Source organism: Desulfuromonas sp. (genome assembly GCF_002868845.1).
Taxonomy (GTDB): Bacteria; Desulfobacterota; Desulfuromonadia; order Desulfuromonadales; family BM501; genus BM501.
The window spans coordinates 40,062-63,101 of record NZ_PKUB01000031.1 but is presented as its reverse complement, the minus strand read 5'-3'; the positions used below and the strand labels follow the sequence as shown (position 1 = coordinate 63,101).

General features: G+C 64.0%; 22 protein-coding genes. 19 read left to right on the top strand and 3 right to left on the bottom strand.

The features are described 5' to 3' along the window. Positions 1–120 precede the first annotated feature (120 nt). Positions 121–960: an ATP-binding protein gene (locus C0617_RS09770; protein ID WP_291316838.1), complete on the top strand. Its 840-nt coding sequence runs from the start codon at positions 121–123 to the stop codon at positions 958–960. Positions 961–1,198: 238 nt separating this feature from the next. Here C0617_RS09770 and C0617_RS09765 read toward each other — a convergent pair whose 3' ends face one another. Beyond that, on the bottom strand, positions 1,199–3,613 hold the full coding sequence (locus C0617_RS09765; RefSeq protein WP_291316837.1) for a PBP1A family penicillin-binding protein: 2,415 nt from the start codon (positions 3,611–3,613) through the stop codon (positions 1,199–1,201). 140 nt (positions 3,614–3,753) lie between these two features. Between C0617_RS09765 and C0617_RS09760 the strand changes: the two genes are divergently transcribed. From C0617_RS09760 to ybgF, 13 genes are all read left to right on the top strand, one after another. Further along, the gene (locus tag C0617_RS09760) at positions 3,754–4,077 is read left to right on the top strand and encodes a cytochrome C (RefSeq protein ID WP_291316836.1); all 324 of its coding nucleotides are present in this window, start codon (positions 3,754–3,756) and stop codon (positions 4,075–4,077) included. 84 nt (positions 4,078–4,161) lie between these two features. Beyond that, on the top strand, positions 4,162–5,610 hold the full coding sequence (gene pyk, locus C0617_RS09755; RefSeq protein ID WP_291316835.1) for a pyruvate kinase: 1,449 nt from the start codon (positions 4,162–4,164) through the stop codon (positions 5,608–5,610). 69 nt (positions 5,611–5,679) lie between these two features. Next, positions 5,680–6,375: a 7-cyano-7-deazaguanine synthase QueC gene (gene queC, locus C0617_RS09750; protein WP_291316834.1), complete on the top strand. Its 696-nt coding sequence runs from the start codon at positions 5,680–5,682 to the stop codon at positions 6,373–6,375. A gap of 61 nt (positions 6,376–6,436) precedes the next feature. Further along, positions 6,437–7,156, top strand: coding sequence for a GTP cyclohydrolase FolE2 (gene folE2 / locus C0617_RS09745; RefSeq protein WP_291316833.1), 720 nt, complete (start codon positions 6,437–6,439; stop codon positions 7,154–7,156). 78 nt (positions 7,157–7,234) lie between these two features. Further along, on the top strand, positions 7,235–7,933 hold the full coding sequence (locus C0617_RS09740) for a TIGR04282 family arsenosugar biosynthesis glycosyltransferase (protein WP_291316832.1): 699 nt from the start codon (positions 7,235–7,237) through the stop codon (positions 7,931–7,933). Positions 7,934–8,090: 157 nt separating this feature from the next. Further along, on the top strand, positions 8,091–8,687 hold the full coding sequence (locus C0617_RS09735; RefSeq protein ID WP_291316831.1) for an HD domain-containing protein: 597 nt from the start codon (positions 8,091–8,093) through the stop codon (positions 8,685–8,687). A gap of 82 nt (positions 8,688–8,769) precedes the next feature. Then, the gene (locus C0617_RS09730) at positions 8,770–9,510 is read left to right on the top strand and encodes a MotA/TolQ/ExbB proton channel family protein (protein WP_291316830.1); all 741 of its coding nucleotides are present in this window, start codon (positions 8,770–8,772) and stop codon (positions 9,508–9,510) included. Next, on the top strand, positions 9,511–9,933 hold the full coding sequence (gene tolR, locus C0617_RS09725) for a protein TolR (RefSeq protein ID WP_291316829.1): 423 nt from the start codon (positions 9,511–9,513) through the stop codon (positions 9,931–9,933). It abuts the gene before it with no gap. An 11-nt stretch (positions 9,934–9,944) separates the two neighbouring features. Next, on the top strand, positions 9,945–10,826 hold the full coding sequence (locus C0617_RS09720; RefSeq protein ID WP_291316828.1) for a TonB C-terminal domain-containing protein: 882 nt from the start codon (positions 9,945–9,947) through the stop codon (positions 10,824–10,826). Positions 10,827–10,830: 4 nt separating this feature from the next. Beyond that, positions 10,831–11,634: a hypothetical protein gene (locus tag C0617_RS09715; RefSeq protein WP_291316827.1), complete on the top strand. Its 804-nt coding sequence runs from the start codon at positions 10,831–10,833 to the stop codon at positions 11,632–11,634. 63 nt (positions 11,635–11,697) lie between these two features. Next, positions 11,698–12,123 carry a hypothetical protein gene (locus C0617_RS09710; RefSeq protein ID WP_291316826.1) on the top strand — a complete coding sequence of 142 codons (426 nt, stop codon included), beginning with the start codon at positions 11,698–11,700 and terminating at the stop codon, positions 12,121–12,123. A gap of 95 nt (positions 12,124–12,218) precedes the next feature. Continuing rightward, positions 12,219–12,761 carry a peptidoglycan-associated lipoprotein Pal gene (gene pal / locus C0617_RS09705; RefSeq protein ID WP_291316825.1) on the top strand — a complete coding sequence of 181 codons (543 nt, stop codon included), beginning with the start codon at positions 12,219–12,221 and terminating at the stop codon, positions 12,759–12,761. Between the two features lie 69 nt (positions 12,762–12,830). After that, positions 12,831–13,625 (top strand): tol-pal system protein YbgF, encoded by a 795-nt coding sequence (gene ybgF / locus C0617_RS09700; protein WP_291316824.1) that lies wholly within the window; start codon positions 12,831–12,833, stop codon positions 13,623–13,625. Positions 13,626–13,816: 191 nt separating this feature from the next. On the opposite strand, the gene C0617_RS09695 is transcribed toward ybgF, so the two are convergent. Continuing rightward, complete coding sequence (locus tag C0617_RS09695) at positions 13,817–15,541, bottom strand: CBS domain-containing protein (RefSeq protein WP_291316823.1); 1,725 nt, start codon at positions 15,539–15,541, stop codon at positions 13,817–13,819. A 216-nt stretch (positions 15,542–15,757) separates the two neighbouring features. On the opposite strand from C0617_RS09695, the gene C0617_RS09690 reads away from it, so the two are divergent. The 3 genes from C0617_RS09690 to C0617_RS09680 all read left to right on the top strand — a co-directional run bounded on the left by C0617_RS09690 (position 15,758) and on the right by C0617_RS09680 (position 17,533). Continuing rightward, positions 15,758–16,207 (top strand): DoxX family protein, encoded by a 450-nt coding sequence (locus C0617_RS09690; protein WP_291316822.1) that lies wholly within the window; start codon positions 15,758–15,760, stop codon positions 16,205–16,207. Positions 16,208–16,532: 325 nt separating this feature from the next. After that, complete coding sequence (locus C0617_RS09685) at positions 16,533–17,120, top strand: DUF882 domain-containing protein (RefSeq protein ID WP_291316821.1); 588 nt, start codon at positions 16,533–16,535, stop codon at positions 17,118–17,120. 245 nt (positions 17,121–17,365) lie between these two features. Continuing rightward, positions 17,366–17,533 carry a hypothetical protein gene (locus tag C0617_RS09680; RefSeq protein WP_291316820.1) on the top strand — a complete coding sequence of 56 codons (168 nt, stop codon included), beginning with the start codon at positions 17,366–17,368 and terminating at the stop codon, positions 17,531–17,533. A 280-nt stretch (positions 17,534–17,813) separates the two neighbouring features. Here C0617_RS09680 and C0617_RS09675 read toward each other — a convergent pair whose 3' ends face one another. Next, positions 17,814–18,413 (bottom strand): chemotaxis protein CheD, encoded by a 600-nt coding sequence (locus C0617_RS09675; RefSeq protein WP_291316819.1) that lies wholly within the window; start codon positions 18,411–18,413, stop codon positions 17,814–17,816. 231 nt (positions 18,414–18,644) lie between these two features. Between C0617_RS09675 and C0617_RS09670 the strand changes: the two genes are divergently transcribed. Next, a complete protein-coding gene (locus C0617_RS09670; RefSeq protein ID WP_291316818.1) occupies positions 18,645–19,655 on the top strand; it encodes an HD domain-containing phosphohydrolase in 1,011 nt (336 codons plus the stop codon). A 299-nt stretch (positions 19,656–19,954) separates the two neighbouring features. Further along, positions 19,955–22,975: an EAL domain-containing protein gene (locus C0617_RS09665; RefSeq protein ID WP_291316817.1), complete on the top strand. Its 3,021-nt coding sequence runs from the start codon at positions 19,955–19,957 to the stop codon at positions 22,973–22,975. Positions 22,976–23,040: the final 65 nt, after the last annotated feature.

Genomic DNA, 23,040 nt, shown 5'->3' with positions numbered 1-23,040 from the left:
TACGTGGGCACCGCCAGGTGCTTAATGGACAGGGCCGAGCCGAAAGGCCGAATTCGCCAGACGGTTTACTGTGCACTGAGGTTCTACTCTACTAGCCAATGCAATAGTTGGAGGATATCCTTGACTGAAACAGATGAAGGCAAGAATGATAGCTTAAATTCAGAGATTGAACTCTTCGCAGAATCGCTGCCATATTGGGCTAAATATCTGGGTTCAAAATTGCTATCTGGTACAAAGATATCTGACACCGACATAGACATAGCTTACACTTACATTCTTGAAGATGCTGGCTTAAAACAATCAACAGAGAAGCCTGCTATTGTAATAAGCTGCGACAACGCATCATGTGACGATTTTAAAAATGGCCTTCTGCTAACAAGCCTGCAAAACCTTAAAGGCGTAAACGCTCTTGTAGAAAATCAAAAGATAGATTTTTGCCCTCAGGTAACAATTATTTACGGCGTAAATGGTTCGGGCAAAACAGGCTATACTCGCCTATTGAAGAAGGCTTTTCATAGCCGTTCAACAGAAGATATTCTGCCGAACATTCATGTCGCAAGCGGTCATAGTAATGTATCAGCAGAAATCATTTTTACGTCCGATTCTAAACAGTATTCCCTCACATACCCAGACCACAAACAACAAAACGAATTCAGACAATTTTCAATATTCGATAACAAATGCGTTAATGTCCATTTAACCAATAAGAATCAATTCGAGTTCAGGCCGACCGGACTTGATTTTTTTGCAGATTTAATCGAGGCCTTCAAAAAGGTAGAAGAAAAAATAACCGCCGACATTGCCAATAAGAGCGCTACGAAGGATTACCCCTCGTTGTTCGATGGTGAATCAGACATCAAGAATGTACTAAATACCCTTTCCGCAAAAACCCAAATCGATGACCTCAAAAAACTAATCCCGATTACGGGGGGGCTTCGGGGGACACATTACCAATTTTAATCTTAGGAGTTCCTGAGCAGTAGTTCCGTAGCAGACTTGACAAACAGCCATAATTCCGAAAGACATTAGCTAGAAAGGGCCTCCAAAAGAGTGAAAAGGGGCAGATTTATTTTATAGTCCCCTACCCCACTTCCAGATGATTTGATGGTCTCCTGACAGCTCGGGGGCCCATTCAACCAAAAAAGAAGGCCACGCCCGATGGGCGCGGCCTTCGTCATTTTCAATGTCTTCGGGGAACCTAGTTCTCTTCGAGGTCGAGCTTGAAGAAATCGACCGCCTGGGGCCGCTTCTCGTCGAGGGCGTAGCGGGTCGGGGCGGTCCCCGGGGCGAAGACCTCGATACTCGCTTCGAGGTTGTCCTCGGGGGTCAGCAGGCCCGTTTCCGTATCGACGGGGCGGAACTCGATGGCGTCGGGGACGGGGAAATGGATCGGGGGCAGATCCTCGGTCGCCTCTTTCATGAAGGCGACCCAGGCCGGTGCGGCGGCCTTCGAGCCGGTCTCCTTTTTGCCCAGGGGGCGCTCCTGGTCGTAGCCGATCCAGGAGACCGTCGCCAGCTGGGGGACGAAGCCGGCGAACCAGGCGTCCTTGAGGTCGTTGGTGGTTCCCGTCTTGCCCGCCACCGGACGACCGAGGGCCTTGGCCCGCCAGCCGGTGCCGTGGCGGACGACGCTTTCCATGAGATTGGTGACGAGGTAGGCGGTCTCCGGGGAGATGACCCGCTCCGCAGGCAGCTGCACTAGGCGCTGCCCCTCTTCGGGCCCTCCGGGGAAGTCGCCGGGGTCGACCGACTCGAGGACCCGCCCGTCGCGGTCGAGGACCCGGGTGATATAGCTGGGGGTGACCCGGACCCCGCCGTTGGCGAAGACGGCGTAGGCGGTGGCCAGCTCGAGGGGGGTGAGGGCCGAGGAGCCGAGGGCCAGGGTCAGGTCCCGGGCGATGGGAGAGGTGATGCCGAGCTTGCGGGCGTAGTTGGCCGCGTAGCCGACCCCGATGTCTTCGAGGATCTTGATGGTGATGACGTTGTACGATTTGGCGAGGGCCTTGCGCAGGGGGGTGGGGCCGTAGAACTTCTTGCCGTAGTTCTTCGGCTTCCACTCGGTCTCCTCCCCGCTCTCCTTCTTCTCCTTGTAGATCAGGGGGGTGTCGAGGATGATGGTGGCCGGGGTGTACCCCTTGTCGAGGGCGGCGGCGTAGATGATCGGCTTGATCGCCGAGCCGGGAAGACGGCGGGCCTGCAGGACCCGGTTGAACTGGCTCTCGCCGAAATCGTAGCCGCCGACCATGGCCTTGACCTCGCCGGTGCCCGGGGCGAGGGCCACCATGGCCCCCTGAGCCTCGGGGCGCTGCTCCAGGGAGAGGAGGAGGGAGCCGTCCTCCCGCTCCTCCTCGAGCTTGACCAGCAGCACGGAGCCGATCGGCAGTTCGGTCCGGCCGCTTTCGGCCCGGTCCCGAGGGGGCGTTCCCGCCGGGAGGACCGTGATCGGTCCGGCCCAGTGCTTCTTGGACAGGGGGATCTCGCCCCGCAGGGAGCCGACCCGCACCTCGAGGTGCCCCGCGTCGCCGCCGGAGAGGACGCCCTCGATCAGGGTGCCGGGCAGGGAGAGGGCCTTCTCGAGCCGGGCCTGCTGTTTCAGCAGGAAGGGTTCGACCTCCTCCGGAGGCAGGACCCGCTGCGGCCCGCGGTATCCCTGGCGCTTGTCGTGGTTGTGGAGGTTGTCCCGCACCGCGGCCTGGGCCGCCTGCTGCATGGCCAGGTTCATGGTGGTGTGGACCTCGAGGCACCCGGTGTAGAGCTGCTCCTCCCCGTAGGTCGTCTCGAGGTGCCTCCGCACCTGCTCGGTGAAGTAGGCCGCCCCGGCGATGTGGGCGTTGGTCCGGGGGTGGATGGTCAGCTCCTCGGCGAGGGCGGCCTCCGCCTCCTCGGCGGCGAGGTAGCCCTCTTCCAGCATGCGGTCGAGGACGTAGCGCTGGCGGTCCCTGGCCCGCTCGTAGTGGCGGTAGGGGGAGTAGCGGCTGGGGGCCTGGGGAAGGCCGGCGAGCATGGCGCACTCGGCCAGGGAGAGCTCTTCGACGTTCTTGGCGAAGTAGTTCTCCGCCGCGGCCTGGACCCCGTAGGCGCCGTGCCCCAGGTAGATCTGGTTCAGGTAAAGAAAGAGGATCTCCTCTTTGGACAGGCTGCGCTCCATGCGCCGGGCGAGGATCGCCTCCTTGAATTTGCGGGAAAACTTCTTCTCCGGGGTCAGCAGGAGGCTCTTGGCCACCTGCTGGGTGATGGTGCTGCCTCCCTGGACGATGCCGCCGGCCTTCAGGTTCTTGAGGGCGGCGCGCAGGATGGAGATCAGGTCGATGCCCCGGTGTTCGAAGAAATGGGCGTCCTCGGCGGCGACGAAGGCCTGGATGAGCCGCTCCGGCAAGCGGGTGACCGGGACCACGATGCGCCGCTCCCGGGAGAACTCGGCGATCACCGCGCCGTCGCCGCTCAGCACCCGGGTGACGATGGGGGGGCGGTAGTCGGCCAGGGTGTCCACCCGGGGCAGGGTGCTGGCCACGTAGAGATAGACCCCGATGAGGGTCACGACGCCGGCCAGAGCGAGGGCGGCCCCGGCAGCGAGGGCGATGCGCAGGGTTTTGGAAAGAGGCAAAAGCGACATTAAGAGCTCCATCTACTTGAAAAATCTATTTTTACCACATTCCCGAGGGCCCGGGCAATCGTTTTGCCTGCTCCTTGGCCCCCCCTGCCCTCTGTGCTATAGTTGAAAAAACCCCCTCGCCTCCGAAGGGATTGACCTGCATGAAGAAAACCCTGGTTCCCATCGTCCTGATCGCTATTTTCGGCTGGGGCTGCTCCATGTTCGGTTCCTGGAAGGCCATCCCCCCGCCGGGAGGCTGTGACCAGTGTCACACCAAGGTCATCAGCGCCAACTGGCAGATGGCCTACAGGCCGGTGACCCTCAACGACGAGACCGGAAAGAACCCCTGGCAGAAGCCCGAGTCGGTCCTTCCACCCCAGCCCTCTCCCCTGGAGCAGAAAAAGATCACCGAGCAGCGCTGCTTTCGCTGCCACAAGGGGCCCGACAAGGCCCACACCGAGTACAAGGGGAGATACCACCACTAACAAGAGTTTTCAGCCGCCGAGGGACCCCGGAAAAGCGAGGGTCCCTTTCACTTATTCCCCTCGCGGTCGAAATGGGGAGCTGTCATGATTCGTCGCACCAAGATTGTCGCCACCGTCGGCCCGGCCAGCGAGTCGGCGGAGATGCTGCAGGCCCTGATGGAAACCGGGGCGGACGTGTTCCGCCTTAACTTCTCCCACGGCGACCACGCCGGCAAGGCCGAGGTGATCCGCCGCATCCGGGACCTCTCTCGGCGGCGGCACAGGGCGATGGCCATCCTCGGCGACCTGCAGGGCCCGAAAATCCGCACCGGACTCATGCGGGGCGGGTCCCTGGAAATCGTCGCCGGCCGCGAAGTCACCCTCACCGTCCGGGAGGTGGTCGGGGAGGGTGATCTGATCCCCGTGACCTACCGGGAACTGCCCCGGGACGTACAGGAGGGGGACCGCATCCTCCTCGACGACGGCCTGCTGGAGTTGGAGGTCCTCTCCTCTTCGGAGCAGGACGTGCGCTGCCGGGTGCGGGTCGGCGGGACGCTCCGGGACCGAAAGGGGATCAACCTTCCCGGGGTCCGGGTGTCGGTCCCCGCTCTGACCGACAAGGATCGGGAGGACCTCGCCTTCTGCGTCAGCAAGGGCATCGACTATGTGGCCCTCTCCTTCGTCCGGCGCGCCGCCGACGTGCTCGAACTGAAGGACCTCCTTCAGCGGGAGGGCTCCTCGATCAAGGTCATTGCCAAGATAGAGAAGCCCGAGGCGGTGACCGATTTCGAGGCCATCCTCGAGGCATCCGACGGGGTCATGGTGGCCCGGGGGGACCTGGGGGTGGAGATCCGCCCGGAGCGGGTTCCTCTCATCCAGAAGGAGATCATCCGGCGCTGCAACGCGGCCGGCAAGCCGGTGATCACCGCCACCCAGATGCTCGAGAGCATGATTGTCAACCCCCGGCCCACCCGGGCCGAAACTTCGGACGTGGCCAACGCCATTCTCGACGGCACCGACGCGGTCATGCTTTCGGCGGAGACCGCCTCTGGCCGCTACCCCCTGGAGGCCGTCTCCCTGATGGTGCGGGTCGCCAGGGACGTGGAGGGCGATCCCGTTCTCAGGGAGAAGGTCTTCCACCCCCTCGCCGACGTCGGCGGCTACCGGCTCCTGCCCGAGGCCATCGGCCAGGCCGCCTGCCGGGTTGCCGAGAGCGTCGGTGCCGCCGCCATCCTGGCCTTCACCCAGACCGGCAGCACCGCGGCCCTGGTGGCCAAGTACCGTCCCGAAATAACCATCTACGCCGTCACCCCATCCCAGGCGGTGCGCCGCCGCATGGCCCTGTACGCCGGGGTCTGCTCCATCCGGGTCGATATCGAGGGAGACACCGAGGCCCAGATCCGCTCCGTGGAGGAGGCGGTGCTCGCGACCGGAGCGCTGCGGGGCGGCGACGTGGTCGTGATCACCATGGGCAGTCCGGTCTCGGCTCCCGGAACCACCAACCTGCTCAAGGTCCACCGCCTGGGGACGGGATCCTTTTACGAGGTCTTTTGAGCCGGTTTATTGCGCCTTGACGGGTCGAGGGAACTGTCTTATGCTCCCGGTGAACCAGGAGGTGAACCGATGAGCAAAAAGGCTGTTGTTCTCTACAGCGGCGGGCTCGACTCGACGACCTGCATGGCCATCGCGCGGGCCGAAGGCTTCGATCCGTACCCCATGAGTTTCGCCTACGGCCAGCGCCATTCGGTGGAGCTGGAGAAGGCCGCGCAGTACGCCCCCAGGGTCGGCGCCGTGGAACACCAGGTCGTGGAGGTCGATCTGCGCCGCATCGGCGGCAGCGCCCTGACCTCCGACCTCGAGGTTCCCAAGGGGCGCGCCATTGACGAGACCATCCCGGTCACCTACGTCCCCGCCCGCAACACCATCTTCCTTTCCTTCGCCCTCGGCTGGGCCGAGGTGCTCGGCGCCTTCGACATCTATATCGGCGTCAATGCGCTCGACTACTCGGGCTATCCCGACTGTCGCCCCGAGTACATCGCCGCCTTCGAGACGATGGCCAACCTCGCCACCAAGGCCGCCGTCGAGGGCATCGGACGCTACCGCATCCACACCCCGCTCATCGACCTGTCCAAGGCCGAGATCATCCGGCGCGGCCGAGAGCTCGGCGTCGACTACGCCCTGACCCACTCCTGCTACGACCCCACCGCCGACGGGCTGGCCTGCGGGGCCTGCGACTCCTGCCGGCTGCGCCTCAAGGGCTTCGCCGAGGCGGGCGAGAAGGATCCGGTCGCTTACGCATCCGGGTCGAAGCCGGAATAGGGACACGGGTTTTCTCCTGGCCTCCTGTCTCCCGAGTGCTGAATACCCAAGAGGTTTTCCCATGCCCACCATGCCCGACATGCAGAAAGAGCGTGACACCCGCAACATTCCCATCGACAAGGTCGGGGTGAAGGACATCCGCTACCCCATCGTGGTCATGGACAAGAGCAAGGTCCGGCAGCACACCGTGGCCCGCATCAACATGTACGTGGACCTGCCCCACCACTTCAAGGGGACCCACATGAGCCGCTTCATCGAGATCCTCAACCGTTACCGGGGGGAGATCAGCATCGAGAGCCTCGATACCATCCTGCTGGAGATGAAGGAGCGCCTGGAGGCCTCCAGGGCCCACGTGGAGCTGGAATTTCCCTACTTCATCGAGAAGGAGGCGCCGGTTTCCCGGGCCAAGGGGCTCATGGAGTACCAGTGCCAGATGATCGGCGCCATCGGCGAAGAGGCCGATTTCGTCCTCGGAGTCACCGTGCCGGTGACCTCCCTGTGCCCTTGCTCGAGGGAGATCAGCGGGCGCGGGGCCCACAACCAGCGCAGCGCCATCAACGTGCAGATCCGCTACGACGGGCACATCTGGCTCGAGGACCTGATCGAGTGGGTCGAGGCCTGCGGCAGCGCCCCGGTCTACTCGCTGCTCAAGCGCGAGGACGAGAAGGCGGTCACCGAGCAGGCCTATGACAACCCCATGTTCGTCGAGGACATCGTGCGGGCGGTGACCGAACGGCTCCAGGCCGTGGCGGAGATCAGCTGGTTCCGTGTGGAGTGCTAGAACTTCGAGTCGATCCACAATCATTCGGCCTACGCCATGGTGGAGGGCGCATCGCGCTAGGAGGGTGTGGGTAACCCTGTGGAAATTGTGGATAAGGCCCTGGCGGGGCGATCCTTGGGAAAAAAACCGAGCCCATCGGGGCCGGTCCTGGGCATCTTCGCCAAGGAGCCCCTTGCGGGTCGGGTCAAAACCCGGCTCTGCCCTGCCCTGTCCCCCGGCGAGGCGGCGCGCCTCTACCGGGTGTCCCTGGATGAGACGGTCGCCGCGATGTCCGGCCCGGCCTGGACCCCGGTCGTCTTCTTCGAAGGGAGCGAGGATTTTTTCCGCTCCGCCTTCCCCGGACTTTCACTCGTTCCCCAGGGTTCGGGGGACCTGGGGGAGCGCATGGAGAGGGCCCTCGGAGGCCTGCTCGGCGACGGCTGGGAGGCCGCGGCCCTGATCGGAAGCGACAGCCCTGACCTGCCTCCCGCCCTCGTGGAGGAGGCCTTCGAAGCCCTGGCCGGGGCCGACCTGGTCACCGTTCCGTCCCGTGACGGAGGCTACGTGCTGGTGGGGGAGAGTCGCCATCATCCCGGCCTTTTCCGGGAGATTCCCTGGAGCACGGCGGAGGTGCTTCGGGCGACCCGGCGGCGGGCCGGCAGGCTGGGGGCGACCTACCGGGAGGTGGGCGCGTGGGAGGACGTGGACGATCTCGTTTCGCTGCGACGCCTGCTGGAACGCTCTCCCGGCTGCGCCACCGCCCGCTGGGCCCGCTCTTCCCTGGCCGACCGCCTTTAGGGTTCTTTGCCGTTCATGGTGTGCACCGGCACAGCTTCTCCTTTCATTTCGCGCACGATTCTTGCTCCCTGGCCCCGTTCTTCACCTTCGCCGGGAACCTCGCCGCTGACGTGGACGATGCCGGTTCCCGACTCGGGCCCCCTCTCAAGGAGTTGTCGTGACCGAGCTGGAGTACGTGGAGCAGGCCCTGGGGCTTGCCGAGCCGGGCGAGCGGGAGGCGCGCTTCCGGAAGGATCCGCGGCTTCGGGAGATCCTTCCCGAGCTCTACCTGCTCGGGAACGTTCCCCAGCCTCCCGATCACCACCCCGAGGGTGACGCCCTGACCCACACCCTGCTGGCGGTCCGTCTGCTGGAGACGGGATGCGACAGGCGCCTGGCCTGGGGAGCTCTGCTCCACGACGTCGGCAAGGCCTCGACCACCCGCGAGATCGGGGGGCGCCTGCGGGCCTTCGGCCACGACCTCGCCGGAGCGGAGCTGGCGGTCCGGATCCTTCGGCGCCTCGGCATGGAGGAGGGGCCGCGAGACGACGTGGTGTGGCTGGTGCGTCACCACATGTTCGCCCTCTGCTGGCAGCTGGAGCCGGACGCCGAACCTAGCCGCAGGCAGGCGCGCTTCATCGCCGATCCCCGTTTTTCCCTTCTCCTGGACCTGCTGGAGCTCGACGCCCGCGCCTCGGGGGCGAACCCGGGGAAACTGGCTCAGGCCGCCTTCTACCGGCAGGCCCTCGCCCGCCTGTCCCGGGGGCCCCGTTAAGCGCCGTTATAGGATTGACTTTGTCTTCGGGCATGGTCGATAATTCTCTTTTCTTAAAACTCCAACCGCGGGAGGCAGGGTTTTGGATCTGGTACTCAACGCCGGGCCGGTGGTCAAGCTGGTCCTGCTGATTCTTGTCTACTTTTCGGTGGTCTCCTGGGCCATCATCTTTTTCAAGTTTCGGGTCATTCACCGGGCCACCAAGGATTCGGAGCGGTTCCTGGACTTTTTCTGGTCCAAGAAGCGCTTCGACCTCATCGGCCAGGGGCTCAAGGATTACGACCATTCCCCCCTTACCACCCTCTTTCGCGAGGCCTACCAGGAGCTGATCAAGGGCCAGCGCCAGAGACGGGAGCCGCCGGAGGGGTCTTTCGGGTCGGATGCCGACGCCGGAGACATTACCCGCACCCTGCGCCAGGCCGCGGTCAAGAAATCGGAGTTCACCACCGACCTGGGAGGGGTGGAGAACGCCAAGCGGGCCCTGCGCCGCGCCACCACCCAGGAGACCCAGCGCCTGGAGAAGTTTCTCACCTTTCTCGCCACCACCGGCTCCACGGCCCCCTTTATCGGACTGTTCGGCACCGTGTGGGGGATCATGGATTCCTTTCGCGGCATCGGCCAGAGCGGCAGCGCCTCGCTCGCCGTGGTTGCCCCCGGCATCTCCGAGGCCCTGGTGGCCACCGCCATCGGCCTGGTGGCCGCCATCCCGGCGGTGGTCGGTTACAACCACTTCGTCAACAAGGTCAACATCCTGACCGGGGAGATGGACAACTTCTGCCAGGAGTTTCTCAACATCGCCGAGCGCATGGTGCGGGGGGATTAGATGGAAGTGGGCCGAAGGGAAAGCGGCGGTCGCCGCGCCCTGTCCCAGATCAACGTCACGCCCTTTGTCGACGTCATGCTGGTGCTGCTGATCATCTTCATGGTGACCGCGCCGATGCTCGAGCAGGGCCTTGAGGTCAGTCTCCCCGAGGTCGAGCAGGCCCCGTCGCTCGAAAAGGGCAAGGAACCGGTCACGGTGTCGGTGCAGAAAGACGGCGCCATCGCCGTCGGCGGCCACCGGGTCAGTGACCTGAAGAAGCTCGCCCCGGTGCTGCGCCAGGTGCTGAAGGAGCGCAACGAGCAGGGAGTCCTTCTCGAGGCGGACCGCGCCGTTCCCTACGGCAAGGTGGTCCAGGTGATGGCCGTGATCCGGCAGGCCGGGGTGCAGAAGGTGGGCATGCTGACCCAGCAACCCGAGCCCTGAGGCGTTTTCCGTTGGCGAAGAACCGCTTCATACGACGGGGCACCGAAACGCACCCGGAGCCCAAACTGGGGCGGATGCTGATCGTTTCCCTGGTGGTCCACCTCGCGGTGCTCGCGGTCTTTACCGGGGTCTTCGAGCCCCGCCTGGCCAAGCCCCCCAGGGCCTACTACGTCGATCTCGTCAACCTGCCGGTGGCCGACCCCCAGGCCGGCCGCCCCGACGCCCGGCCGAAGGCCGAGAAGCCCCGCAAGGCGCCCGAACCCCCGAAGGCCGAGGTCAAGCCGCCGGAGCCGCCCAAGCCGCCGCCGAAAAAACCCGAGCCGGTCAAGGTGGCCAAGCCCGAGCCGGTCAAGCCGAAGGTCGCCAAGCCGAAGCCGAAACCCGTTCCCAAGGCAAAACCGGCGCCGAAGGCCAAGCCGAAACCGAAGCCCGAGGTCGCCAAGCCGTCCCAGAGCTACGAGGAGGACACCCTGGCGGCGATCAAGAAGATGCAGGCCAAGAAAGAGATCGAGGAGCTGAAGCAGAAGCTCGCGGCCCTCTCCGCCTCCGACACCCGCCAGGCCCCCGCGGTTCCCGACGCGCCGGTGGGGATGCCCGAGGGGAGCGGAACCGAGGCGGGGACTTCCTACGACGCCTGGATCCACGACTACCTGAAGCAGGCCTGGCTCCTCTCCAAGTACCAGGTGCCCAGCCGTGACCTGGAGGCCACCGTGGCCCTCGTCTTCGACCCTCAGGGAAAGCTTCTCGACTACCGCTTCCTGGAGCATTCGGGCGAGGCCCGTTTCGACGATTCGGTCAAAAGGGCGGTTCTCCAGCTCAAGCAACTCCCGAAGGCGCCGGGCCGGCGCCTGGAGCGGGAGGTGGTGTTCAACCTCAAGGAGCTACTCGAGTAGAGCCATGCGTACCTTTCTTTTGTCCCTGATCCTGTTGCTGTTCTGGCTGCCGGGCGCCGCCCTGGGCCAGATCGAGATCCAGGCCCCCGGTCAGCAGGTCATCCCCCTGGCCCTGACCGCTTTCGTTCCCCTTGACGGCAAGGCCCTGCCCGCCGTTGCCGAAGAGGTGAACGCGGTGTTGGCCGACGACCTGGAGTTCTCAGGCCTTTTCAGCCTGCTCGACCCGGACGCCTTTCTCGGCGACGCCCGGCGCCTCGGGCTGGTGAGCATCGACGTCGATTTCGGGCAGTGGCGCCTGTTGGGGGCCCAGTCCCTGATCAAGGGGGCCTATTCGGTGCGCGGTGAAGAACTCGTGCTGGAGGCCCGCCTCTACGACGTGGCCCGGCGCCGGCTCCTGACCGGGCGGCGCTACGTGGGCCAGCTCAAGGACCTGCGGCGCATGGCCCACACCTTCGCCGACCAGGTGCTCGAGAGCCTCACCGGCGAGCCGGGACCCTTCGCCACCCGCATCGCCTATATCTCCGATCGCACCGGGCACAAGGAGCTCTACCTTTCTGAGGTGGACGGCCACAACCCGGTCCGCCTCACAGACCACCGTTCCATCGTCCTCAACCCCGACTTCTCGCCGGTGGGCAAGGAACTGATCTTCACCTCTTACCGGCGGGGTAACCCCGACCTCTTCCGCAAGGAGATCTACAGCGGAAAGGAGGCCCTTCTGTCCCGGCGCAAGGGCCTGAACATCGCCGGCCGCTACCGGCCCGGGGGCCGGGAGATTGCCACGACCCTTTCCAAGGACGGCAACCCGTAGATCTATCTTCTGGAAAAAGACGGCACCCTGGAGAAGCGCCTCACCGACAACTGGGCCATCGACGTGGATTCCAGCTGGAGCCCCGACGGCCGGGAGATCGCTTTCGTCTCCGACCGGCGGGGCAACCCGCACGTTTTCATCCTCGGGGTTCGCAGCGGGGAGGTGCGGCGCCTGACCGCCGCGGGCAAGTACAACGCCACCCCGGCATGGAGCCCCAAGGGCGATCTTATCGCTTTCAGCCGCCAGGAGCAGGGGCGCTTCGAAATCTACACCATCCGCCCCGACGGCAGCGGCGAGCGGCGCCTCACCTTCGGCCCCGGGAGCAAGGAGCACCCCCGCTGGAGTCCCGACGGCCGCTTTCTGGCCTACTCTCTGGACGACGGCGGCAACAAGGCGATTTATCTCATGCGCGACGACGGCAGCGGGGCCCGGCGCATCTCTCCGACAGGGGAAAACAGCCAGCACCCGGCCTGGTCCGGGCCCTGGTAAAGAGCTTGTTTTTTAAAACGCTTCCTGTATAATTGGCCACATTTTCATGACTCCCTGTAATTGCAGTCCCTTTTCTCGAAAGGAGAGGAAAACCAATGAAAGTTCTGCGCTTTTTGCTGATGGTTGCCCTGACCGCTCTGCTGGCGGTCGGTTGTGCCAAGAAACCCGCCCCCACCGCAGCCCTGCCGATGGAAGACGCCCCCGTGGTGACGGAAATGCCTTCCGAGGATGTGCGCGGCATCAGGGACGGGGAACTGGACCAGCAGGCCGTCGAGGATATGACCCCCCCGACCGTGGTCGAGGTTGCCGGACTTGAGCGGATCTATTTTGATTTCGACCAGTACACCCTCTCCGCCGAGGCCCGGGCGACCCTGGCCGCTAACGCCGACTACCTTAAAGCCAATCCCGGCTCGAAGGTGCGCATCGAAGGGCACTGCGACGAGCGCGGCTCCGACGAGTACAACCTCGCCCTGGGAGAGCGGCGCGCCCTGGCCGCAAAGAACTACCTGAATTCCCTGGGCGTCGCGGCCAGCCGCCTCTCCTTCATTTCCTTCGGCGAAGAGGTTCCTCTCGATCCGCGGCGCAGCAGCGAGGCCTGGGCCGCGAATCGTCGGGCCGAGTTCAAGGAAATTCAGTAGCAGCGAATCGATGGCGGGGGCCGCACCAGCAGGTGCGGCCTTTCGTTTTTCTGAAAAGGAAGATCAGCCGTGAAAACCTGGATGAAGGGTATGCTGATCCTGGCCCTGGCCGGATCCCTGAGCGGCTGTGCTACGGCGCAGCGCGCGGATATCCTGGAGCGGGACCTGGAAGAGATGAAGCGGCGCCTGGCCACGACCGAGCGCGGCGTTGTGACCCTGCGCGAGGACCAGGCCGGGGAGCTGAGCTCCCGGCTGGACGTTCTGGCCCGCAGCCAGGCCGACCTGCTGGCGGGACTCGATTCCCTGAGGGTGGAGTCCCAGGCCCAGAGCGGCCGTTTCGAGGATCTTGTTATGGAGGGGAACCGGTTGCGCGAGGAACTGTCCCTGGTGCGCAACGACCTGAACCTGAAGGTGACCGCCCTGGAGGATCGGCTGGTCAAGCTTCAGTCCCAGAAGGAGGTCCCGGTCGCCCCCCCCTCCGCGCCGCAAACCCCCGAGGTCCTGTACGAAAGCGCCTTGGAGCAGATTCAGAAAAAGCGGAACTACGGCCGCGGCAGAGAGCTCCTGAATGAGTTCCTGAAAAGCTATCCCGAAAACGAGCTGGCGGTGAACGCCATGTACTGGGTCGGCGAAGCCTACTACGGCGAGAAGAAGTACGAGAACGCCATTCTGCAGTTCCAGGACGTTATTCAGAAATACGGGGCCCACCCCAAGGCCGCATCCGCCCTCCTCAAGCAGGGGTTGGCCTTTCACGCCCTGGGCGATGTGAAAAACGCCAGGGTGATCCTGCACAAGGTGGTTCAGACCTACCCCCAGTCTCCCGAGGCGCAGAAGGCCAAGAAACGTCTGGCCGACTGGAAATAACCAGCGTTGTCTGGCCGTTCGTGGAAACGCCAAGGGGCGGCCGAGAGGCCGCCCCTTTTTTTGATTCAAAAAAAGCGAGGCCCCGTCTTTTCCTGTGATTTTCGAACTTGAGCGAGCGAAGCGAAGGGGCGAGTGGCCGGTTTTGCTTTGAATCGATCGGGGTGCTCCGGCCGGCGGGAAGGGACAGCCGGTCAGGCATTCAGGCGGCGAAAGGCGGAGAGGGCGTCGTTCTGGCTGAGGATGCCGAGCAGCCTCTTCGGTTCATCGGGGTCGACCACGGGAAAGAAACTGATGTCGCGGTGTTTCTGCATTGTCTGCAGGGCTTCGCGCAGGGGCATGTCCGGGGCCACCGTGGCGAGGGCGCTGGTTGCCAGGTCTTCGGCCACGACAAGGGCGACCAGGGTCGGCTCGAAGAGCAGGTTGCGGATCTCGGTGTAGTCGATCATGCCGACGAAGTTTTCGGATCTGTCCACCACCGGGAAGCGGTAGTAACGGCTGTGGGAGATGAGGTGCAACAACTCGTTGAAGGGGGTGTCGTTGCGGATGGTCTCCACGTTCTGGCGCATGAGGTGACGGACCAGGATGTCTCCCGGATCCCGCAACCGGTGCCCGGCGGGGATCCCCAGGGAGGAGCGGAAGTGCTGGACGACGCTGTGAAGCCCCTCCATGGCGCCCTGGGGGGTTCTTTTCTGGAGCAGGGAGAGGATCGGTACCTCACCGGCCCGAACCAGGCCGTGGCGGACGGCGAGGGGGCCGATCAGTTCGAAGACCACCACCGATCCGAGAATGACCGTTTCGAGCAGTTTGCCCCCCTCGGGCCAGCTCCGGGCCAGGGTGCCCGCCAGGCCGATGGCCATCCCCGCCTGGGCGAGCAGGGCGATTCCGACGAAGTCCCGCTCCCGTTGCCCGAACCTGCCCATGCGGGCGCCGGCCAGCGCCCCGAGCCACTTGCCGGCGGTGCGGGCGACCACGTAGGCGACGCCGAGGACGCCGATATGGCTCAGGGTTTCGATGTGCAGGTGCGCCCCGGCGAGGACGAAAAAGGCGACGTACAGAATGTAGTCAACCTGGCGCAGGGACTGGGTCAGCAGGTGCCAGCGGGGCGAGGCGTTGGCCAGGGAGATGCCGAGGGCCATGCTGGCCAGCATGGGGTCCAGGTGCAGGACCCTGCACAGGCCGACGGTGGAGGCCACCCCGCCGATGAGCAGGATCTTGTGTTCGCTTGGCAGTTCAAGGCGCTGCCCCCAGATGGAGAGGCCGAAGCCGAGGACCGCGCCGAGCACGATCGGCCCGGCCATGTGCAGCAGGAGCAGGCCCAGGGTCTCCTCCGGCCGGATCAGGAAGTGGGCGATGACCGCGAAGCCGAGGGCCGACACCAGGTTGTTGAATCCGACCAGGGTCAGGACGGTCCCCGTCACCGGTCCCTCCGCCTCGTACTCCCGGATGACCATGAGGGTGGCCGCGGGGGCGGTGGCGATGCTGATGATCCCGAGGAACAGGGCGAAGGCCAGGGAGGTCTGAAAGAGGTCCATCTCTCCGACCGTCTTTTGCACCAGGAACAGGTTGAGCAGGAAGGTCGAGCCGGACACCAGGGCGAAGGTCAGGCCGATCTCGCTGAATGAGAAGAGGGTGATGCGGTTGCCCCAGCGGCGCAGGTGCTCGAGCTTGAAGAGCCCGCCGATGTTGAGCAGGATGAGGGCGAGGGCGAGGTCGTAGAGGAGGTTGAGGCCGTGCAGGGCCTCGGTCGTCAGCAGGGGCGGCAGCCCCACGAGACCAGTGAAAGAGGGACCGCAGAACAGGCCGACCAGGAGGTAGCCGGTGACCCGGGGAATGCGGCAGGCCACGGCCAGGCGGCCGCCGGCCAGGGCTCCGAAGAGGATGATCGCGAGGGCTGTCAGGATCGGGACATCGTGCATCGGCGACTCACCCCGGCGGAAATCGAGTTCGGGTGGAGGCCCCTCGGCCGAACGGGGCGGAAGAAGGATCGATTAGAAGCATTAAAGCGGAAACCGGGCTCGATTGCAACCGGATATCCCCGTTCTCGTTGCCGTGGTCCCTGTTGACAGGCGCGGGGGGGGTGGTAGCGTGAAGGAAAGGGATCGCGTCGCTTTTCAACCGAGAGGAGATCGATCATGCTGCGCAGGTTTCTCTCTACCGACAACGATATGTCCAGCCTGGTCCTTCGGGTGATGCTGGGGGGGGTATTCCTTCCCCACGGGATGCAGAAGGTCTTCGGCTGGTTCGGCGGCCACGGCCTGGCCGGGACCCTGCATCATTTCACCGAAAACATGGGCATCCCCTTCGTGCTGGCCCTGCTGGTCATCGCCGCCGAGTCCCTGGGGGCTCTCGGCCTGATCGCCGGCCTGCTCACCCGTCTGGCCGCTTTCGGTCTTGGCTGCGTCATGCTGGGGGCGATATTCATGGTGCATCTGCCCCACGGGTTTTTCATGAACTGGTTTGGCCGGCAACAGGGAGAGGGGTTCGAATACCACCTCCTGGCCGTCGCCATCGCCGTCGCCCTGGTCATCAAGGGGGGAGGCGCCCTGTCTCTCGACCGGTCCCTGGCCAGTAAGCTCGAGTAGCGCCCGCCCCCCCCTTCCCTTTTCGCCGCCGCGGTATCGTTCCGCCGAATCCCTGAATCCACTCGGAGGAAGGGCGCCGCCCTTTCCCGTTCGTTGCAAAAGAGGGCACAGGAGTCAGGGTTTTAGCTAAATAGCGGTGATGCAACACGCCCTCCCCCGGCCTTTTCGTGCCGCCCCCAAACCGGTTGTCTTTCCAAATTCGTTGTGATATCAAAGAACTCTTGTAAAGGGCCCGAGGGATCGTGCCGGCATGGCATGCGCTTTGCATTAATGAGAGGGTGGCGGCAAGCAAAAAAAATCCCACCCGCCAGGAGTGCGAACGATTATGAGTTTTACCGAAATCGGGAAAATCCCGACCCCGGAGCGTATCAGCCGCCGGAAGTTCCTTCGGCTGGGCATGATGACCGCCGCGGGGCTTGCGCTTCCCCTTCCCGCACTGGCCCGGTTCCCCGGGCCCGTGGTCGTTGAGAAAACCCTTTCCCTGTACAACACCCACACCGGCGAGACCCTGAACAGTGCGGTCTACTGGGCCGAGGGGCGCTACCTTCCGGAGGCCCTGACCAGTATCAGCCATCTCCTGCGCGACCACCGGGCCAACGAAGCCACGGCGATGGACCCCCAGCTTTTCGACCTGCTCTACGCCCTGTCCCGTCAGATGGAGACCAGCGAGCCCTTCCACGTCATTTCCGGGTTCCGCTCCCCGGTGACCAATGACCAGCTGCGCAGGCAGGGGGGGGGAGGCGTGGCCAAGTACAGTCTGCACATGGACGGCAAGGCCGTCGACCTTCGCCTGCCGGGCCGCAACCTGGCCGCCCTGCGCCGGGCCGCGATGAGCCTGAACGGAGGCGGGGTCGGCTACTATCCCCGGTACCAGTTTGTCCACGTGGACACCGGGCGGGTCCGCACCTGGTAAGAGGGGGCGGCCGGACGAGGAGAGAGAGTTCCCACAGGGGGCCGGGCTGCAACGCCCGGCCCTTTGCTTTGTGCCGAAGGGGCACTGCCGGTGAGGGTTTTCGGCCCGTTCTGGAGCGGATGACCCCTGGTTTTGAGGACGGTTTTGTTTCAATCTTGAGAAAGGGGGTGTTGAATTACTACATAGGCATGATATAAATAAAAACTAATCTCATGCACCCTTCTATCGAAAGGAGTGGAATGACGATGCGGGTCAATTTATCTCTCGAAGAGGTCTACGGTCGCCGCCCCCAGGAGGTCGAAAAGCTCCTTTGCCGCCTGGGGATCGATCTGGTTCGCCCCTACCGCGCCAACATCACCTTCAGCGGCATCTGCATAGAACAGGAGGACGCGCCGGTTCCGGCGGTTTGCTGAGGCTGCGTCTTTCCCCGTTTTTCGATCCCCCCCAGAGACTCCCGTCGCCCTCTCCCGGCGCTCCCGGCGGGAGACAGGGCTCCCCTGCCCTTTTTTACCGCTTTCTTACCAAAATGCCCCCTGCCGCCGGAGGGTTTGCCTTTGCGCCTGTCCGCGTCTTTTTCACGTCCCTTCGGAGTCGGCGAAGAGGCAGGGAGGGGTTTTCTTGCGGCTGTTGAATGGGAAAGAGGGCCCGCAGGGTTATTCGGGGCGGGTTTCGAGCGGGGAAGAGGCTGGCGCGTCAGAGCCAGAGGTCGGGCTGGGCGGTTGTGGTCTCCTGCTCCTTGATCTTCGATTCCCAGAACTGACGGTCCCGCTTCACCAGGCCGCCGATCCGTTCGCGGTGGATCTTGCGGGCGTAGACCGAAAAATCGCTGGCGGAGTAGTGGATCACCCGGCCGCTGTTTCCGCCGAGGTCGGCGGCGACCAGGGGGATGCCTTCGTTGTCGAGGAACTCGTGGATAAAGCGGCCATTCACCTCGCCGACGCAGCAGAAATTGTCCGCCTGGCGGGCGACGTGGAGCAGGGAGCCGCCGCCGAAGGCCTTGGCCTTCAGGTTCTCGCGCCGGGCCCCGAGCTTGATCATTTCGTTGATCAATAGTTCCATGGCGTGGGTGCCGTAGCGCCCTGCCTCGGAAATGGTGATCGGCATGTTGCGGGCGTACCTGCGGTTGCTGAGCAGGAAATGGTTAATTCCCACGATCTTTTTCTGCGGATCGTACAGGCAGGCGGAGACGCACGACCCCAGCAGGGTGGAGATGACCACCTCCTGGTCGGAGACGTAGTACTCCCCCGGTTCGATGATGATGCGTTTGAAACGGCCCCGTTCTTCGACCCGCATAAAGATCTTCTCCCTTTGGATGCCCGGGGAATGTAGCATGGCGGCAGAAAAATTCAATTGTTAAATGGGCCGCTGGTGCCGTCTTTTCAAACGAAGCACGCCGGGCCGGTGCAGCTTTGGGTAAACAAAAAGGGCAAGACGTCCGAAGAGAGACCCAGCTCCCTGCGCGGTGTCGTTTCTGCGCTATTGGGAGGGACGGGGACCGGTCAACGAAGAGGTGCAAAGGGTTACATGGCGGGCAATCTGAAAACCAGAGCCGACAAGGTCGCTGCGCCCCGGCGGGGCAAGCGGTCGGCGACAGAGAAGGGGTGGCTTCCGGTGGCCCTCAAGTCCCTGCACCCGGAGAGGTACGCTCCCTGCGACCTGTACCGCAGGCTCGGCGTCGGCCAGCACGTCCTCTTTGCCCGCAGGGGCCTCTCTTTCAGCCGCACCGACCGGCAGAAGCTTTTCGCCCATGGGGTGTCCCACCTCTTCATCCGGCAGGCCGATGCCGCCCGCTATTTTCGCTACGTGCGGGAGATCCTTAGTTCTGTCGTCCGCGACCCCGCCACCAGCCCTGAGAACAAGGCGGCCACCGTTCACGCCGCCTGTCAGGATATCATGCGCCAGGTTTTCGAGGAGCCCCGGGCGGTCTTCGTCAGCCAGGCCCACGAGGTCATCGCACCGACCCTCGATCTGATCACCGCCGACGACAAGGCGACCCGCTGCCTCGTCCGGCTGACCGCCTACGACCATTCCACCTATACCCACTCGGCCAACGTCGGTATTTTCGCGGCGGCCCTCAGCCGGATTATCTTCGGGAAGAAAGCCGACCGCGACCTGGAGCGAATCGGGCCCGGATTCTTCCTTCACGACCTGGGCAAGTGCCGGATCCCCCTCGAGATTCTCAACAAGCCGGGCCCCCTCGACCCCGGCGAGTGGGAGGTGGTCAAACGCCATCCCGGCGACGGGGTGAAGATTCTCGAGGAAAGCGGCTTCCTGACGGACGAGGCCCGCATCATCGCCCTCCAGCACCATGAAAAGGACGACGGCAGCGGTTATCCCCATGGGCTCAAAGGCGGCGACATCCATCCCCTTGCGCGCATCTGCCGACTGGCCGACGTCTACGAGGCTCTCACCTCCAAGCGCCCCTACCACCAGCGGCGCTCGACCTACGAGGCGCTGAAGTTGATGAAGGAGACGATCCTGGTCGACATGGATCGGGAGTTTTTCGATCATTTCGTCAGGCTCTTCAGATCCTGACGGTCGATGGACATCCTATCCTCTGGCAAAGAACCGAGGTGGGGGCCGTTCTTTGGCTGAAGGAGGCGATATTTCTATCGGGGCCGGCAGGCCCGAAAGGAGCCTTCGTAGCGCCTGGCGCCCGTTCTCTTCGCTCCTCGTGCCTCCTGCCAGAAGGATCTCCCGCGGAGGGGGGGCGGGGCGATCCGGTTCGTCGGGAGAGGGTTCTCGCACGGAACGAGTCTTGCACCTGATGGGGGTGCCCGGGCATTTCGCCGCCTAGCCTCAGCCTCCGGCCAAGCCGACATCGATCGTACGTCATGAAGCGACTGCTGCCCCTCCTCTTCATTGTGTTCTTCGTTCAGTTCTCCCTGCCGGCCCATGCGGCTCAGGCAGTCAGGGTCGGGGTGTACCAGAACCTGCCCATGGTCGCCTTCGACGAGGCGGGCGGGGCCCGGGGTATTTTCCCCGAACTGATGGAGGAGATCGCCCGGCTGGAGGGATGGGAGCTCGAATACGTTCCCGGGACCTGGTACGAGTGCCTGCAGAGGGCCGCTCGCGGCGAGATCGACGTCATCAGCTCTATCGCCCTGACCGAGGAGCGCCGCGGCCGCTTCGACTTCTCCGGGGAAACCGTCCTGTCCAACTGGGGGCAGGTTTACAGGAACCCCTCGGCCGACATCCGGTCCATTCTCGACCTGGACGGAAAAACCGTCGCGGTGATGAAGGAGAGCGTCTTTTTCGTCGGGGAGAGCGGACTGCGGCACCTGGCCGAGCGATTCGAGATTTCCGTCGATTTTCTCGAACGGGACGACTACCGGGGCGTTTTTGAGGACGTCGCGAGCGGCCGGGCCGACGCCGGCCTGGTGAACCGCTTCTTCGGCCAGCGCTTTGAAAAGGATTACCGGGTCGAAACCAGCCCCGTTCTCGTCAGCCCCATCGAGATCCGCTTCGGCTTTCCCAAGGGCCAAGGCGGCCTCCTGTCGGCGGCCATCGACAAGCATCTGGGGCAGATGAAGGCCGATCGTACCTCGGTTTATCACCAGGCCCTGTCCCGCTGGCTCAGCCAGGGCGTGGGACCGGTTTGGCCCGCCTGGACGGGGCCGGCCGTGGCGGCCCTGTTCGGGGTCCTGGCCCTGCTCCTTTTTTCCCTCTACGCCATCCGCCGTCAGGTCAAGGCCCGAACCCGGGAGATCGCCTCCAAGAACCGCCTCCTGCGCAGGGAAATCGAGGAGCGCAAACGGGCCGAGCGCGCCCTGATCACCCAGTTTGAGCAGATCAGCACCATTTTCGATGCCATGGATGCCGTGGTCTACGTCGCCGACATGGCCACCCACGAGATGCTCTACCTCAACCATTACGGCCAGAGCCACATCTGCGGCGAGTGGGAGGGGCGCAAGTGCTACGAGGCCCTGCAGGTCGGCCAGGACGGTCCCTGCTCCTTCTGCACCAACGACCTGATCCTGGAGGACGGGGAACCCTCCAGCCCCTGCGTCTGGGAGTTCCGGAACACCGTCAACGAACGATGGTACCGGTGCATCGACCGGGCCATCCGCTGGCCCGACGGGCGTCTGGTGCGGCTCGAGATCGCCGTCGACATCACCGAGGTGAAGGTCGCCGAGCAGGCCGTGGAGAGGGAAAACGCCTTTTTGCAGACGATCATCGACGGCGTCGTGGACCCGATCATGGTCATCGCCCTCGACTACAAAATCCTCTTGATGAACCGGGCGGCTGAAGAGCTCGTGCCCGGGGACGCCGGCGCCGCCACCGGGCTGACCTGCCACGAGGCATCCCATCACAGCGACACCCCTTGCTCCGGAGAGGATCACCCCTGCCCCCTGCGGGAGGTCAGGGAAACAGGCAAGCCGACCACGGTCGTCCACCAGCACACCCTCGGCACCGGCGAATCCCGCATTTTCGAACTCTCCGTTTCGCCCCTCTGGAACGAGGACGGAAGCCTCAAGGGGGTCATCGAGGCCTCCCGGGACATCACCGACCGCCTCCTTTTCGAGGCCAGCCTCACCGAGAAGGAGAAGCGCCTCCACCACCTGGCCCATCACGACGCCCTGACCGGGTTGCCCAACCGCCTCCTGTTCCACGACCGCCTGCAGCATGCCCTGGCCAAGGTGCAGCGCGACGGCACCGGGGTCGCGATCCTCTTTCTCGACCTGGACCGCTTCAAGAACATCAACGACTCCCTGGGGCACGAACTGGGGGACCGGGTTCTGTGCGAGGTGGGCAAACGGATACGCTACTGGGTCCGGGCCTCGGATACCGTCGCCCGTCTCGGCGGGGACGAATTCGTCATCGTTCTGGAAAACGTCAAGGAGTCGACCTACGTGGCCGCCCTGGCCCAGAAGATCCTGCACATGATGGCGCAGCCGATCGTGATCAACGAACTGGAGCTTTTCGTAACGGGAACGGTCGGGATCAGCCTCTATCCCGAGGACGGAAAAGATGCCGAAACCCTTATGAAACAGGCCGATACGGCCATGTACCGGGGCAAGGACAAGGGGCGCAACACCTACCAGTTCTATACCTCCGACATTAACGAGCGCGCCCACGAGCAGCTCTTTCTCGAAGGAAGCCTGCGCAAGGCCCTGGAGAACGAACAGCTGGTCCTTCACTACCAGCCCCAGTACAATCTCTCCAGCGGAGAGTTGATCGGCCTGGAGGCCCTTCTTCGCTGGCATCACCCGAAGAAGGGGCTGGTGCCCCCCGGGGATTTCATTCCCCTGGCCGAAGAGACCGGGCTGATCGTCCCCATCGGCGAGTGGGTGCTGCGCACCGCCTGCGAGCAGGTCAAGGCCATTCAGCAGCAGGGGTATCCGCCGGTCCGGGTCGCGGTCAACATCTCCGCGCGCCAGTTCCGCCAGGCGGGGTTCATCGAGATGATCGACCGGGTTCTCGAGGATACCGGCCTGGACCCGCAGTGGCTGGAGCTGGAAATCACCGAGAGCGTTATCATGGAGAATTTCCAGGAGGCCATTCTGATCCTGACCGATATCAAGGTCCGGGGGATCTACCTGGCGATCGACGACTTCGGCACCGGCTACTCTTCCCTCGCCTACCTGAAGCTCTTTCCCATCAACCGTTTGAAGATCGACCGGACCTTCGTGCGCGACATCACCACCGACGCCAACGACGCGGCCATCGCCGCCTCGATCATCGGCCTTGCCCGCAACATGAAGCTGGAGGTCATGGCCGAGGGGGTGGAGACCGAGGAGCAGCTGGCCTTCCTGCGTGCCCACGCCTGCCACACCGGCCAGGGGTTCCTCTTCAGCCGGCCGTTGGCCCTGGAGGACCTGGCCGGGGCGCTGGGCCGCCCCCTGGAATACTGAGCCTTCGCCTCCTCCCCAAAACGAACAAAAGCCCCGCCCTCCGGAATCGGAGGGCGGGGCTTTGC